Origin of the sequence: Brevundimonas sp. (genome assembly GCF_032107865.1) — a bacterium.
In the GTDB taxonomy this organism is placed as follows: Bacteria; Pseudomonadota; Alphaproteobacteria; order Caulobacterales; family Caulobacteraceae; genus Brevundimonas.
This window is the reverse complement of record NZ_DAMCNG010000014.1, coordinates 16582-28878: the sequence shown is the minus strand read 5'-3', so window position 1 is coordinate 28878 and position 12297 is coordinate 16582. Positions and strand designations below refer to the sequence as shown.

16 protein-coding genes and 1 pseudogene are annotated in these 12297 nt (G+C 61.2%); 3 read left to right on the top strand and 14 right to left on the bottom strand.

What is annotated here, in order from left to right; genetic code table 11:
- The 14 genes and pseudogenes from RT567_RS02810 to RT567_RS02745 form a co-directional block, all read right to left on the bottom strand.
- On the bottom strand, positions 1-679 hold a 679-nt coding region (locus tag RT567_RS02810; RefSeq protein WP_313574126.1), incomplete at its 3' end, for an oxidoreductase.
- A gap of 4 nt (positions 680-683) precedes the next feature.
- A complete protein-coding gene (locus RT567_RS02805) occupies positions 684-926 on the bottom strand; it encodes a BolA/IbaG family iron-sulfur metabolism protein (RefSeq protein ID WP_003166683.1) in 243 nt (80 codons plus the stop codon).
- An 81-nt stretch (positions 927-1007) separates the two neighbouring features.
- On the bottom strand, positions 1008-1526 hold the full coding sequence (locus RT567_RS02800; protein WP_313574124.1) for a GNAT family N-acetyltransferase: 519 nt from the start codon (positions 1524-1526) through the stop codon (positions 1008-1010).
- Positions 1523-1687, bottom strand: a pseudogene (locus tag RT567_RS02795) (JAB domain-containing protein); the annotation flags it as partial. The gene RT567_RS02800 and the pseudogene RT567_RS02795, both read right to left, overlap by 4 nt.
- 103 nt (positions 1688-1790) lie before the next feature.
- Positions 1791-2156, bottom strand: coding sequence for a helix-turn-helix transcriptional regulator (locus RT567_RS02790; RefSeq protein WP_234832101.1), 366 nt, complete (start codon positions 2154-2156; stop codon positions 1791-1793).
- 316 nt (positions 2157-2472) lie between these two features.
- The gene (locus RT567_RS02785; protein ID WP_288077361.1) at positions 2473-2958 is read right to left on the bottom strand and encodes a peptide-methionine (S)-S-oxide reductase; all 486 of its coding nucleotides are present in this window, start codon (positions 2956-2958) and stop codon (positions 2473-2475) included.
- Positions 2959-3110: 152 nt separating this feature from the next.
- Positions 3111-3377: a hypothetical protein gene (locus RT567_RS02780; RefSeq protein ID WP_126000157.1), complete on the bottom strand. Its 267-nt coding sequence runs from the start codon at positions 3375-3377 to the stop codon at positions 3111-3113.
- 1 nt (position 3378) lies between these two features.
- Positions 3379-3654: a glutaredoxin 3 gene (gene grxC / locus RT567_RS02775; RefSeq protein ID WP_126000158.1), complete on the bottom strand. Its 276-nt coding sequence runs from the start codon at positions 3652-3654 to the stop codon at positions 3379-3381.
- A 140-nt stretch (positions 3655-3794) separates the two neighbouring features.
- Positions 3795-4163, bottom strand: a complete 369-nt coding sequence (locus RT567_RS02770) for a response regulator (protein WP_126000159.1) — start codon at positions 4161-4163, stop codon at positions 3795-3797.
- Positions 4164-4171: 8 nt separating this feature from the next.
- Positions 4172-5710 (bottom strand): GAF domain-containing protein, encoded by a 1539-nt coding sequence (locus tag RT567_RS02765; RefSeq protein WP_313574120.1) that lies wholly within the window; start codon positions 5708-5710, stop codon positions 4172-4174.
- Between the two features lie 70 nt (positions 5711-5780).
- Positions 5781-6851 carry an NADP-dependent oxidoreductase gene (locus tag RT567_RS02760; RefSeq protein WP_126000161.1) on the bottom strand — a complete coding sequence of 357 codons (1071 nt, stop codon included), beginning with the start codon at positions 6849-6851 and terminating at the stop codon, positions 5781-5783.
- Positions 6852-6864: 13 nt separating this feature from the next.
- Positions 6865-8130 (bottom strand): acetyl-CoA C-acyltransferase, encoded by a 1266-nt coding sequence (locus RT567_RS02755; RefSeq protein ID WP_126000162.1) that lies wholly within the window; start codon positions 8128-8130, stop codon positions 6865-6867.
- Between the two features lie 57 nt (positions 8131-8187).
- Positions 8188-8934, bottom strand: coding sequence for a ferredoxin reductase (locus RT567_RS02750; RefSeq protein WP_126000163.1), 747 nt, complete (start codon positions 8932-8934; stop codon positions 8188-8190).
- The gene (locus tag RT567_RS02745) at positions 8927-9532 is read right to left on the bottom strand and encodes a sulfite oxidase-like oxidoreductase (RefSeq protein WP_126000164.1); all 606 of its coding nucleotides are present in this window, start codon (positions 9530-9532) and stop codon (positions 8927-8929) included. Before RT567_RS02745 ends, RT567_RS02750 begins: the two co-directional genes overlap by 8 nt.
- A 544-nt stretch (positions 9533-10076) precedes the next feature.
- Between RT567_RS02745 and RT567_RS02740 the strand changes: the two genes are divergently transcribed.
- Genes RT567_RS02740 through RT567_RS02730 form a run of 3 tightly spaced genes read left to right on the top strand, consistent with a single transcriptional unit; the run spans position 10077 to position 12286 of the window.
- Entirely contained in the window at positions 10077-10514 is a 438-nt protein-coding gene (locus RT567_RS02740; RefSeq protein ID WP_313574116.1) for a TlpA family protein disulfide reductase, read from the top strand.
- A gap of 3 nt (positions 10515-10517) precedes the next feature.
- Positions 10518-11009 carry a DM13 domain-containing protein gene (locus RT567_RS02735; protein WP_037520587.1) on the top strand — a complete coding sequence of 164 codons (492 nt, stop codon included), beginning with the start codon at positions 10518-10520 and terminating at the stop codon, positions 11007-11009.
- Between the two features lie 8 nt (positions 11010-11017).
- The gene (locus RT567_RS02730) at positions 11018-12286 is read left to right on the top strand and encodes an MFS transporter (RefSeq protein WP_126000166.1); all 1269 of its coding nucleotides are present in this window, start codon (positions 11018-11020) and stop codon (positions 12284-12286) included.
- Positions 12287-12297: the final 11 nt, after the last annotated feature.

Genomic DNA, 12297 nt, shown 5'->3' with positions numbered 1-12297 from the left:
GCTCCAGATCGGCCTCGCCCCGCCCCGCGCCCCAGCCGCCGAACAGGCCCCGCTTCTTCGCCCCGCCCGCATCGGCGGCGCGGCGCTCGGTGGCCAGGCTTTCGGGAAAATAGTCATAGGCGAACAAGCTCATCTCCCGATCGCGCGCGGCCTTCATGCGCGAGCGCACCTGCCAGGGCACATTGGCGTGAAAGGGGGTGAACAGGACGTCGAACGCCCCGGTCGAGACATAGAGATCCGTCACCGGTTCATCGCCCGACACGCCCAGCATCCGCACATACTCGGCCTTCCGCATCGCCTTCAGGGCGGTCAGGGAGGTCTGGGGCAGCTCATCCTCGGCCGGGCGATCCAGCACCGCCATGTCGAACCAGCCCAGCCCCGAAACGTGCAGTCCCTGCTCGATCGAGCGGCCCAGCCTCTCCGCCGAGAAATCCCGATCGGCCCCCAGGCTTGCGCTGACCCACACCAGCCGCCGTTCGACATGGCCCAGGGCCTCGCCGACGGCCTGCAGCAGCGTCGGGTCCAGCCGCTCCAGATGATAGGCGTTCACCCCCGCCTCCAGCCCCGCGAACACCAGGTCGCGGACAGGGTTCGGCCCACGCGCCGCCGCCTCAGCCCCCAGGCTGAGCGTCAGGCTGGAGACCGCGGCCCCCGTAGCGCCGAAGGGGCGATAGCGCACGGGGTCAGCCGGCCTCGACCGGCGCCGAGGTCTCCAGCGCCAGGGCGTGCAGTTCGCCACCCATCTTGCCCTTCAGCGCGGCGTAGACGGTCTGGTGCTGGCGCACGCGGTTCATCCCGCGAAACACCTCGGACACGATGCGGGCGCGATAATGGTCGCCGTCGCCCGCCAGATCCTCGATGGCGATGTCCGCGTCGGGGAAGGCCTCGACCAGATGGGCGCGAAGGTCGTCGACGGACATGGGCATCACAGAACTCCTAGAACGCAGAAGGCCGTCTCAGGGCCTGAATTGTAAAGCTTATCGCCCCGCGCCCCTTCTGTCAGCCGGTCATCCGACGCGGGGACGCTCATACAGGTCGACGCTCGATCCCTTGTAGTCGGCGCGGGCGTAGGGGCGATAGCCCACCCGCTCGGCCAGCCGCACCGAAGGCGCGTTCTCGGGCGAGATCATGCAAACGGTGCGCGGCTCCAGCCGATAGGCGTCCGTCCAGGCCAGAGCCGCCTCCAGCGCCTCACGCGCCAGGCCCGCGCCCTGGAAGGCAGGGGCCACGCCCCAGCCCAGTTCCGGCGCGTCGAAGGGCGGCTCCATCTCGCGGCGGTAGTCCAGCACCCCGACGCTGCCGACATAGGCGCCCGTCGTCGTCTCACGGATCGACCAGTTGCCGTAGCCCTTGGCCTGCCAGTGGCCGATGTCGCGCAGCAGGCGGAACCAGACCTCCTCCTCCGACAGGCCGCGCCCCATGATGTGGCGGGTGAACTCGGCGTCGGCCCACAGGGCGATCAGGTCGTTCAGGTCGCTGACGGCGACGGGCGTCAGGGTCAGGCGCGCGGTCGAAAGAACAGTCACATCAATCCCAGTTGCTTGAAGCTGGCCACGCCTTCGCGGCCGACGATGAGGTGGTCGTGAACCTGGACGGACAGGGCGCGCGCCGCCTCGATCACCTGTCTGGTCATGTCGATGTCGGCCCGGCTGGGGGTCGGGTCGCCCGAGGGGTGGTTGTGAACCATCCAAACAGGCTTCGTAACGTGTGGATTTATATGATCTAATTCGAAATGTGATGCAAAATGGGGCCGGGGATTGGGGGCGGTTCGCGATGACCGAGCGTAATCATCACGGCTGATCATACGTACGCTCTCCGAGGCCCTTGGATGCACGGCACTGGACCTTATTCTTTTCGTCCCACGCATCAAGCTCATCGAGGGGGTAAAGCACGGCTTTGCCAATTTTCACGTAGGACGGCCCCAGGCGCATCGCGCGCCAATTTCGAAGGGTCCCGACTGAAATACCGCCGCGGTAGCGCTCAGCCACCTCGTCAGGGGTAAGGAATTTGCTATCTGGCACTACCGCCTCCTTCGGCCGCACGATCCAGGCCGTCCCGCCGCGTCTTGAGTTGATCGTAGCGGTAGTCTCTCGAGGCCGCTTTCGGGCTTGCACTTGAGCGCCCGGAATCGGTGCCTCACGCTTCCGCACGGACATACATGCTGCGTCATTCACAGCCGTGGAAGGTGTTCCGGGCAGGTGTCGGAGAAACGGATAGCATAGGGGGCACATAGGCGGGTTCGGCCGTAGCGCCAGGCGCCGGTCAGATGCTGCGCTACGGATTTGTGGGCAGTTCCGGTGGGGACTTTGTAGTGGGTGTGCGGGCGAGGAAAGACACGACCCTTGTCCAAATATGAGGCTCGGCCCAGCCGTTACCCCGTCCTGCGAGCAGCCATCTATGTTGGACTAGCCATCGCGTTCACCGGGCATACGGGGCTGGCTCGGCGGAAGGATGCCTCTGCGCTTTTTCAGGCTATCTGGGCAGAGCAAACGTTGAATAGTGCTGTCGAATATATGCCAGCTTCGGATCAATGTAGCGCTGACAGAAAGGCCTGCTCGGATCGGTTCGATAGTAGTTCTGGTAGCGCGCATCCGACGCCTTAAAGCCTGCAAACGATAGCACCAAGGTATGCACTGTCTCGCTAGACTCTTCGCCCAACCGGGCAATCGCTTGCTCAGCTTCATGTCGCTGGCTCTCTTCGAATACGTAAATCGCACTACGGTATTTGCTTTGGGGCGAACGGGCTCGCGTGGCGGAGTGCGTCCTGAGATGGACCTCGGACAGCGTCGTCAGACCAATGACCGAAGGATCGAAGGTGACGATCACCCCTTCGGCCCAAGCATCCGCTGGGGCCTCAGATTGGAGGAAGCCCTGCTCGACCTGACCAACGCCGCGCAATGCTTGGAACACGCCTTCGGTGCACCAGTGGCAACCACCTCCGAAACCAACTTTCGCCATTCTCAGCTCCTGCGCGCATGCGTACATTTTGACTCGGACCACTGAGGTTTGACGCCATGATCCGCGTTGCAGACCTAGTCTGCGGAGAAACGTGAGCACAGATGCCCACGTTCGCGGCCATCACGGTCATGACGTTAGCTGTGAAGCCAAGCTCATGCGTCCGGTCGAAAGTGGAGCACGAACGCCACGACCTTTTCTGCAGACATCTCACACGGCTTGAGTGAAGCCTTGCCGGCTGAGACGCGGTACAGGTTGAAGCTGACGATGTCGGTTCCAGCCAGCTCTCGGGCAAAAAGGCTGTTACGTCGGCCATCTTTGGAGCGGCGGACTGTAACGCCGAAGCGCCGGGCTTTGTAAGTGCCCTCGCTATATCCGTCCGGTAGCCTAGCGAAAGCGGTATCGAATTCTTTCTCCTCCATTTCACATCACTGGTGGCCGTTCGACGGCGAGGAGCTTGTCGAGCCCGCCCCTGGCATCGAGTGCATGGAGTTCGTCAGAGCCGCCAACATGCGTCCCGTTGATGAATATCTGCGGTACGGTGCTACGACCTGAGACGTCGATCATCGCTTTTCGGTTTTCCGCACTAGCCTCGATGTCGACCTCCTTGAACGGCACCCCCTTCTTTGTAAGCAGCGCTTTCGCTCGGCGGCAGTAGGGGCACCAACTCGTGACATAGAGGAGGACCTCTGGCTTCATTTTGCATCTCCAATCGTTGCCGCGTGACGTGTTCCTTCAGGGCAGAACCTAAGTATCACCGCGGTTCTCGAACGCCTGTGCGCGCCGGCGCAAACCTACGTGACGCCTGATTTGAGGAGGCCGCCGCAAGATCCAGGTCATCACGCAGCCATTTTCCTGACCGCATCCAGTACCCGGTCTTGCCGGTATGGCTTGGAAAAGAATGGAATATCGGGTGGGACAACAGCCTCTTCCGGCCACGGCCTTCCGGACGTGATTATGATCTGAATGGTCGGCCATTTGTTTCGAATACGCATGGCCAGCATGATGCCGTCGATGCCACCTGGCATGTCCACGTCGGTGAAGACGACCCGGATGTCGCGCCGTTCTTCCAAAGCCACGAGCGCAGCAGAGGCATCTGATGCTTCCAGCACTTCGAAGCCGGCTTCTTCAATCATGTCCGATGCAAAGAGACGGAGAAGTGGCTCATCTTCCACGACAAGCACCACAGGAGTGTTCGTTCCACGCATGTACTCCATCAAGCGTGGACCAGTTGGTGCACAGAGGCATGCAGGTCCGCCGCGAGACCCGCTGGATCGAAGCGGAGATCGACGCCACCAGCACCGACCAAACCGATGCTGATTAGCTTTGAGCCGAAGCCTTTACGCGACGGCGGCATAACGGGAGGCCCGCCCTGCTCTCGCCACTGGATCTTCAGCATGCCGCCGTCCTGGCTGTCTTCGACGCCCCAAGACAGCGACACTCTCCCATAGTCGTTCGTCAGAGCGCCGTACTTGCAGGCGTTGGTCAGCAGTTCGTGCACGATGAGCGAAAAGGACAGCGCCGCTCTTGGGCCTAGCGCCACTGGCGGTCCAGCCAATTTAACCCGATCAGAGAATCCAATCGCTTCTATGACGGTCGCCGCAACCACTTGGAGATCAGCCTTTGTCCAACTCGTCTGGAGCAGGGTGTCGTGCGCTGCACTCAGGGCCATCAGCCGGCGTTCGAAGGCGTAGACGGCGTCGCGGTCGGTCACGGTTCGCAGAGTTTGGCTCGCTATAGCTTGAACCATGGCGAGCGTATTCTTCAGGCGATGCGCTATTTCACCATTTACGATGTGCTGGCGCTGCTCGGCACGATGCCGCGCAACCCCTGCTTCAAGTCGGTCTGCAGCGCTCCGCAGGAATGCAATCTCTTCGTCGGGCCACAGCCGGGGGATACTGCAATGCACAAAGAAAACGGCAATTGTCTTGCCATGATCGCGCACAGGCATGTCGATCACTGCGCGAATACCGATACGCAACGCGCCATCGAGATTGTGCAGCGCGCGTTCGTCAGACAGGGCGTCTCTTACTACTAGAGGGTCGCCGTCGACGAGTGGCTTGTGCAAGCTCCCAAATTCGTCAAGCCGGTGTCGACCGGCGATGCTCATCACCCCCGGTGCAGTCCAGTGTGTTTCAACGTCGATCGTCTCGACGTCATGGTCGACGGTTCCAAACCCGGCTCGGTCCGTGGCGAGTGTTCGACCGACGATGGCCGAGGTGCCAGAAGCCATCTCCTCTGTGTCGCTACTGTTGCGGATAACTTCACCAATCTCAACAAGTGCAGTCTGCAGTTGAGTTACGCGCTCGCTAGTCTTGGCGATCCGCCGCAGTTCAAGGTTCTCGCTGGCGAGACGGGCAAGTGCCTGGAGCATCGCCCTTTCCATCTCGCTCAGTCCTGCCGGCCGCGGAGCGGTATCGATGACACACAGCCGACCGACTACCGCCCAGGATCGAAGAACAAGCGGCGCGCCAGCGTATGCCCGGAAGTGCCTTTCGCCCGTGACAAGCGGATTGCGCTTCGTTCGCGCATCGGCCGTCAGATCGACGATCTCTAGAAGCTCGCCTTGATCGATCTCGATCCGACAGACCGAATGTTCGATATCCGTCTCACATACGTCGAGCCCGTACTTGGCCTTGAACCACTGTCGGTCGGTGTCAAGGAGTGTGATCAGAGCGATGGGAGCGCCACAGGCCTTAGGCGCAACGAAAACGAGATCGTCGAAGGATTGCTCGTCCGGTGTGTCGAGAACCATGAGTTCAGCAAGGGCCTTCACTCGCTGAACAGCCCCCGCGTCTGTCGCACTGGCGCTTAGGTTCGGCACCTTAATGTCCCTGCACGCGAGGCGGCCACTGCGGCGCCGATGTCTCGGCCTCACGCGTCACTGCAGCATCGCCACCGTCGACGGTGAGGACAATCTTGCCTTGAATGTGGCCCGCCTCAGCTCGCTCGTGAGCGGCGGCCGCTTCCGAGAGGGGGTATGTGCTATCGACCGCGACGCGAACAGTCCCGCTGTCCAGCAATCGACCTAGCTCGGCGAGTTGGGCTCCGTTGGACCGTACCTGTGTCGCAGAGACCGTCACGCCGAGGTTAGCGGCTTCATCGTGTCCCGCGAAGCCAAGCGGAAAGATTGGAAAAAGCGCGCCGCCACGACGTATCGAGCGCAGGAAACGACTGGCTGTCGGGCCACCTACCGCATCGACGACGAGGTCGACCTCGCGCACGGAGTCTTCCGCCTTGATTTTCGTGTAATCGATGAATTCGTCTGCGCCGAGATCGCGCAGAAATGTCTCGTGTCGGCCTGACGCGACAGCTATCACGCGCGCGCCCTTGTGTTTTGCTAACTGCAGTGCGAGGTGACCGACACCGCCGCCGGCGCCATTGATCATGACGCTTTTGCCTTCCAACGGGACCGGGTCGTGCCTCCCGGGCTGCAGGGGATTGGGTTCGCTATGACCCAGCTCTATCAGGTACTGCCACGCGGTCAGTCCCGACATCGGCGCTGCAGCGGCATGAACATGGTCGAGGCCGCGAGGTTTTAGCGCCAGATCTGATGCCGGTGCCGAAACGTACTCTGCATATCCCAGGCTTTCGCCAAAACTTGGGAATCGGATCATTCCAAAAACTTCGTCACCCGGCGAAAACGCTGTGACATCCGGGGCGACAGCCTCAACGATCCCGGACACATCCGAGCCGGGTATGGCCGGCAACTCGATCGGCGGTCTCCACTCGGGGGGCAGCGCCTTGTACCCTTCTCTGAGATACCAATCTGGAGGATTGAGGCCAGCCGCATGCACTCGGACGAGAACCTCGCCTGGCCTGACGGCGGGCTTTGGAGCATCCTCGTAGCGGAGTACGCCGGGAGCACCGAATTCGTGGAAGCGGATTGCCTTCATCAATATCCTCCGGTCAAACGCGTTCAAGAAGAGCAACGGTGCCCTGGCCGCCGTCAGCGCAGATGCTGACGATCCCGCGCGACCCCACCGGCAGGGCCCACAGTTCCTTCACCGCTTGGCTAAGATCGCGCGCGCCGGTCGCCCCGAAGGGATGTCCGATGGCTACCGAACCGCCATTGGGGTTGACTCGATTCCAATCGAACTCGCCCATGGCGGCCTCGACGCCGGCCTTTTCGCGTACCCAATCCGGATCGGCGATGGCCGCGACATTGGCCAACACCTGGGCGGCGAACGCTTCGTGGATCTCCCACAGAGCGATGTCGGAGAAGCCGAGGCGATGCCGCGCGAGCAAGCGCGGTATCCCGTAGGAAGGCGCCATCAGGAGCCCTTCCGTATGGAGGTCGACTGCCGACACTTCGTAGTCGACGAGCCGCGCGAAAGGCGTACCGGCGGGGAGTCTCCTCAGACCCGCGTCGTTGGCAACCCAGCAGCCGGCCGCTCCATCGGTGATGGGGGAACTGTTGCCGGCCGTCAGGCTGCCCTGTCCGCTCTCCCGATCGAAGGCTGGCTTTAGGGCGGCGAGGCGCTCCGCAGACGTATCTGCTCGCGGGTTCGCGTCGCGCGCCAGCTCCGGCAGAGAGATGACAAGGTCGTCGAAGAAGCCGTTGTCCCAGCCGGCGACGGCTCGCTGGTGGCTCTTCAGAGCCCAGTCGTCCTGTGCTTCGCGCGAGACCCGCCAAGCTTTGGCGGTCTCTTCCATGTGATCGCCCATCGTCCGGCCGGTGATACGGTTGGCCCACCCCTTGGTTGGGAGCACGAAGTCGCGCGGCGTCAGCGATTGCAGCGCCGAAAGTGCCGCGGCCGGATCCTGCCCGAACAGATCGGTCAGTCGCTTGGATGCTTCAGCGGTTAAGGCAAGCGACGGCCTGCTCATGACCTCTGCGCCGCCGACCATTGTCAGGTCCGTCCCGCCGCCAAGCAGTCCTGCCGCAGCGAAGGTTGCAGTCATGCTGGTCGAGCACGCTAGGACAACGGAGAACGCGGGGATGCTGGGGTTGAGCTTGGCGTCCAGCCAAACTTCCCGAGCGATGTTGCTCCATCCCAGGTTGGGTATGACGGTTCCCCAAACAGCCAGATCGGGCTCGGCTAAATTCGCCATCGCCTGGACCACGGGCACGGATAACGAGACCGCGTCGTAGTTGGCCAACGCCCCGCTACCTCGGCCGAAGGGTGTCCGCAGCCCAGCCGCTACGAAAACAGGTTCAGCAAAGCGACTCATACTGATCTCCTGGGAATCGGAAGTTGAAGAAGGATGAGCGTGGGCGGTTCGCTGCGTTTAACCACCATAGCGCTCAGTCTTGATGATTGAGGGGTCGAGGCCTGCCGAGAGCGCACCGTCCGTTGCGATGTTGACGAAGCCGTTGGAGCCGCAGACGAACACCTGCGAAGGGTTTCGGCCGAGACGGGAGATTGTCTCCTTGACCATCAAGCCGTCGATGCGCCGATCAAAGTCCGACGCGCGCAAGGGCGCCTCGCGGGTGATCGCCAGCGCCAAGCTGAATGCTGGATCGTCCGTTTCAATTGAGTGCAGTTCCCTGGAGAACAGCACGTCTTGGGCGGTCCGCGCGGACAGGAGCAATGCAACTGGGACCGTCTGCGCTAGGGATCGGCGCTGGCGGATCATCGCCATTAGCGGCACCACGCCGGAGCCCGCCCCAATCAGTAGGACTGGCTCGTCGGCAGGCTCCGGCCATAGGAAATGGCCACCGAGCGGCCCACGGAGTTCGATCTCGTCGCCGGTTGCTGCGATATCATGGAAGAACGGTGAGACCTCGCCATCGTGAAGGCGCTCGATGGCGAGTTCGAGGATCGGAGATGAAGCGGGCGACGAGGCGATCGAATAGCTTCGCATCGCGGTGTAGCCGTCGGGCGCGGTCAGACGGACATCGACGTGCTGGCCCGCGACATGAGCGAACGGGTTCCCCAACCGCAGGAAGAAGCTCTTGATACTCGGAGTCTGTTGGACGATTTCGTCGATGAAGCAGGACTGCCAAAACGCGGGTTGCGCGCCGATCTCAGTCATGGGTGTATCTCTGCTCGCGCCAAGGATCGCCGTAGATGTGGTATCCACGCAGCTCCCAGAAGCCGGCTTCATCACGCGTTGTGAATTGCAGCGCGTTCACCCATTTTGCGGACTTCCAGAAGTATAGGTGGGGAACGAGTAGGCGCGCCGGTCCTCCATGATCGCGTGGAAGTGGCTGGCCCTCGTAGTTCAGAGCGATCATCGCCTTCCCCGACAACATGTCGGCCAAGGGAACATTCGTCGAATACCCGTCGTAGCAATGCGCCAAGACGAAGTCGGTTGGCCGCTCAATCCCTGCTGCCGCAAGGATGTCCTCGATGAGCACGCCCTCCCATGCAGTATCGAGCTTGGACCAGGACGTCACACAGTGAATGTCTTTGGTCACCTTCGTCTTGGGCAGCGCGTTGAACTCGCCCCAATTCCAGACCTTAATGGGTCTCGGGCCGATCTTGACCGTGAACTTCCAGTCGGATGTCTCAATGCGCGGCGTCGGTCCCGCTGTCAGAACGGGAAAATTTTCAACGAGGTGCTGACCAGGCGGGACTCGGTTCGAGTGGTCGCCGCCTGAACCGCGGCCGGTAAAACCTCTGGTGACCATGTCGAACCCCCTTGCTTGTCACGACAGACCGAAACCGGGTTCATCACAGACTATTAGGAGCAAGAACGTAGCGTAAGCAAAGGTCATGCTTTCCGATAGGTCGGATATTAGATCACCGGTGTTCGTTGCAGTATTAAGATGATTGCGCCCACTATGAGTTACGACGATTGCCTAGATACTATAGAGGCATATCGCCAAGTTTGACCAATGCCTGTCCGCTATAGTTTCGATAGCTTCATGGAATAGTCGAGGGAGCGCTGAGGCGAGAGGCGGCCAGCGTCGGCCAAGGGTATAGAAACTATGCTGAGCAGCTATTGGAATTGTCTATCATAACAATTCATAGTCGTGGCTGCCGAAATCCTGTCTTTCTGAGGCATAGTTCGAAAGAAATCCCGATCTTATCGATCAAGAGACCTCAAGACGAAGAGCGCAGATACGTGCAGCAGTTCGTCTGTCGCCGCCATGACCGGCCAGACATCGGCCTGCTGCATTGAGGTTGGAGAAATCGGTGAGAGAGACCGGACCGCAAGCGCCCGAGCTTCGTGTGCAGCATTGGATCGGCGAGGATGGACACCGCCTCGATGCGTCCATCAAGCTTTCAGACATCGGTCCCGGGCCGAAGATTCTGTTCGCATTCCAGCACTGGTGCCGTGGCTGCCATCTGCATGGCTTTCCCACGCTTCAAAGGTTGCATGGGGCGTTGGAATCCAGGGGCGTCGGGTTTGCCGTCATCCAAACCGTCTTCGAAGGCGCCCAAGAGAATACGTTCGAAAAGTTGCGCGTCAATCAGCTTCAGTACGGCTTACCTGTCGCCTTCGGTCACGACGAGCCACCGCCAGGCGCGCCGTTCCCAACGTTTATGGGGGATTACCACACCCGGGGAACGCCGTGGTTCGTGGTGATCGATGCCGATGGTCACATTGTCTTTTCTGACTTTCATCTCGATGCGGATCGTCTTGTGGCAGAATTCGAGCGGGCGTGATCTATGCCGCGTTGGCTGATCCTAACCGCCACTCACATCCTCGTCTTGTCCGTAGGCTTCGCCGGCGGGATCTACCTGCTGCCTATCCTGACAGCGCCGCCTTCGCCCACTGAAGTTGCGCTTCAAAACTCTGCTTCTGAAGCGGTCTATTTTGGTCGATTTGCGCGCGATCTGGAAGGCAGTGATCTCCTCCATTGGGGCACTGGAGAAGTTCGGATTGCGCCCGATCGGATCGCGCACCTAGGGCGTCTTTCGCCTGGTCCGGATTACAAGCTCTACCTCGCGCCCCGGTTCGTCGAGACCAAGGCGGCCTTCCTCGAGATCAAAAGCTCTTCGGTTAGGCTGGGCGATGTGAAGACCTTCAATGGGTTTATATTGCAGGTGCCCAGAGGCGTCGATGTTGACGATTACAGTGCAGTTGTCATCTGGTGCGAGGCTTTTGATCAATTCATCAGCGCTGCAGAGTATCGTGTTCCACATCAGGCTCTGAAATGAGCCAGGTAATGGACAATGTGAAGGCTGCTTGCACGCGTGGTCTCGTCCTCGCGCCAGTAGCCGCCTTGCTGTTGAGCGTCGCCATCTTGCTGCTCGGCAACGGGCTGCTGGGCACGCTTTTGATCGTCAGAGCTGGTCAGGAGGGCTTCTCGGCCGCCGCGATCAGCGCGATGATGTCGTTCTACTTCGCAGGCTTCACGATTGGCGCGCTGGTTTTGCCTCGCATCATTGTGTCGGTGGGGCACGTACGGACCTTCGCCGGCTTTGGGGCGATCGCATCGATGACCGCCCTTCTCCATGTAGCGTTCGTAGATCCGGTAGCTTGGATGCCGCTTCGGCTCGTGACCGGCTTGGCATATGCGGGTATGATCCTCGCAACGGAAAGCTGGCTCAATGCCCACGCGGTTCAATCCACACGCGGTCAGCTTTTGTCGATTTTCGGCGTTGTCTCCATGGGTTCTTGGGCGACCGGACAGGCGCTCCTCAACATCGCTCCACCCGCCGATGTTACACTTTTCCTCATCGTCTCGCTGCTGATATCTGCCGCAGTGGTTCCGATCACTCTACTTCCCAGTCATTCGCCGGCCGACGTGCGGCACGAGTCGGTTGCATTCAGGGATCTCTTTTCTGTTTCGCCCTTGGCGTCGATCGGCGTCTTCTTGGCCGGGCTGGCCATAGGCGGCTTCTGGGGCATGGGGCCCAATTTTGCGCAAAGGATCGGTCTCGACGTCGCCGGCATCTCCGCCTTCATGGCCGCAGTTCTCGGAGGAACGCTTTTGTTGCAATGGCCGCTCGGTTGGCTCTCCGACCGGGTGTCCAGGAACCTGGTCATCGCAGGAGCGGCGCTGGCATCCGCCGTGGCAGCCATCGGCGTGTCGGTGGCGGCAGACGCCCCTTTGCCCGTCCTTCTTGCGGCGGGAGCGCTCTTCGGCGGTTTTGGCATCCCGATCTACTCGCTGTGTCTCGCCGCCGCGAACGACGACCTTCCTCCAGGGCGGCTGCTCGGCACCGCGCGAGGGCTTCTGCTGCTCAACGGGATCGGAACGGCGGCCGGACCACTTGTCGGGGGAGTGGTGATGGATCGTGTCGGGCCCGGTGGGCTGTTCGTCTATGCTGCTGTCCTGCTGACCATGCTAGCGGTGTTAGCGGGCCTACGCGGTCGCTCTCGCTCCGCAATCGAGGTAAAGGCGACACGTTGTCCGAGTACGCCGATGATCACCGCCTCTCTCGATGCGATGATACGAACCCAGGACGAGCCGCAGAGCGTTCGGAACTAGCGCTGCGGCCC

Coding starts and splice junctions, on each gene's coding strand:
- RT567_RS02735 (WP_037520587.1), top strand. CDS start 10,518: ATGCCGCGTTGGCTGATCCTAACCGCCACTCACATCCTCGTCTTGTCC.
- RT567_RS02780 (WP_126000157.1), bottom strand. CDS start 3,377: ATGGAGGAGAAAGAATTCGATACCGCTTTCGCTAGGCTACCGGACGGA.
- grxC (WP_126000158.1), bottom strand. CDS start 3,654: ATGAAGCCAGAGGTCCTCCTCTATGTCACGAGTTGGTGCCCCTACTGC.
- RT567_RS02760 (WP_126000161.1), bottom strand. CDS start 6,851: ATGAAGGCAATCCGCTTCCACGAATTCGGTGCTCCCGGCGTACTCCGC.
- RT567_RS02745 (WP_126000164.1), bottom strand. CDS start 9,532: ATGGTCACCAGAGGTTTTACCGGCCGCGGTTCAGGCGGCGACCACTCG.
- RT567_RS02765 (WP_313574120.1), bottom strand. CDS start 5,710: ATGGTTCTCGACACACCGGACGAGCAATCCTTCGACGATCTCGTTTTC.
- RT567_RS02770 (WP_126000159.1), bottom strand. CDS start 4,163: ATGCGTGGAACGAACACTCCTGTGGTGCTTGTCGTGGAAGATGAGCCA.
- RT567_RS02785 (WP_288077361.1), bottom strand. CDS start 2,958: ATGGCGAAAGTTGGTTTCGGAGGTGGTTGCCACTGGTGCACCGAAGGC.
- RT567_RS02730 (WP_126000166.1), top strand. CDS start 11,018: ATGGACAATGTGAAGGCTGCTTGCACGCGTGGTCTCGTCCTCGCGCCA.
- RT567_RS02755 (WP_126000162.1), bottom strand. CDS start 8,130: ATGAGTCGCTTTGCTGAACCTGTTTTCGTAGCGGCTGGGCTGCGGACA.
- RT567_RS02790 (WP_234832101.1), bottom strand. CDS start 2,156: ATGTCCGTGCGGAAGCGTGAGGCACCGATTCCGGGCGCTCAAGTGCAA.
- RT567_RS02750 (WP_126000163.1), bottom strand. CDS start 8,934: ATGACTGAGATCGGCGCGCAACCCGCGTTTTGGCAGTCCTGCTTCATC.
- RT567_RS02805 (WP_003166683.1), bottom strand. CDS start 926: ATGCCCATGTCCGTCGACGACCTTCGCGCCCATCTGGTCGAGGCCTTC.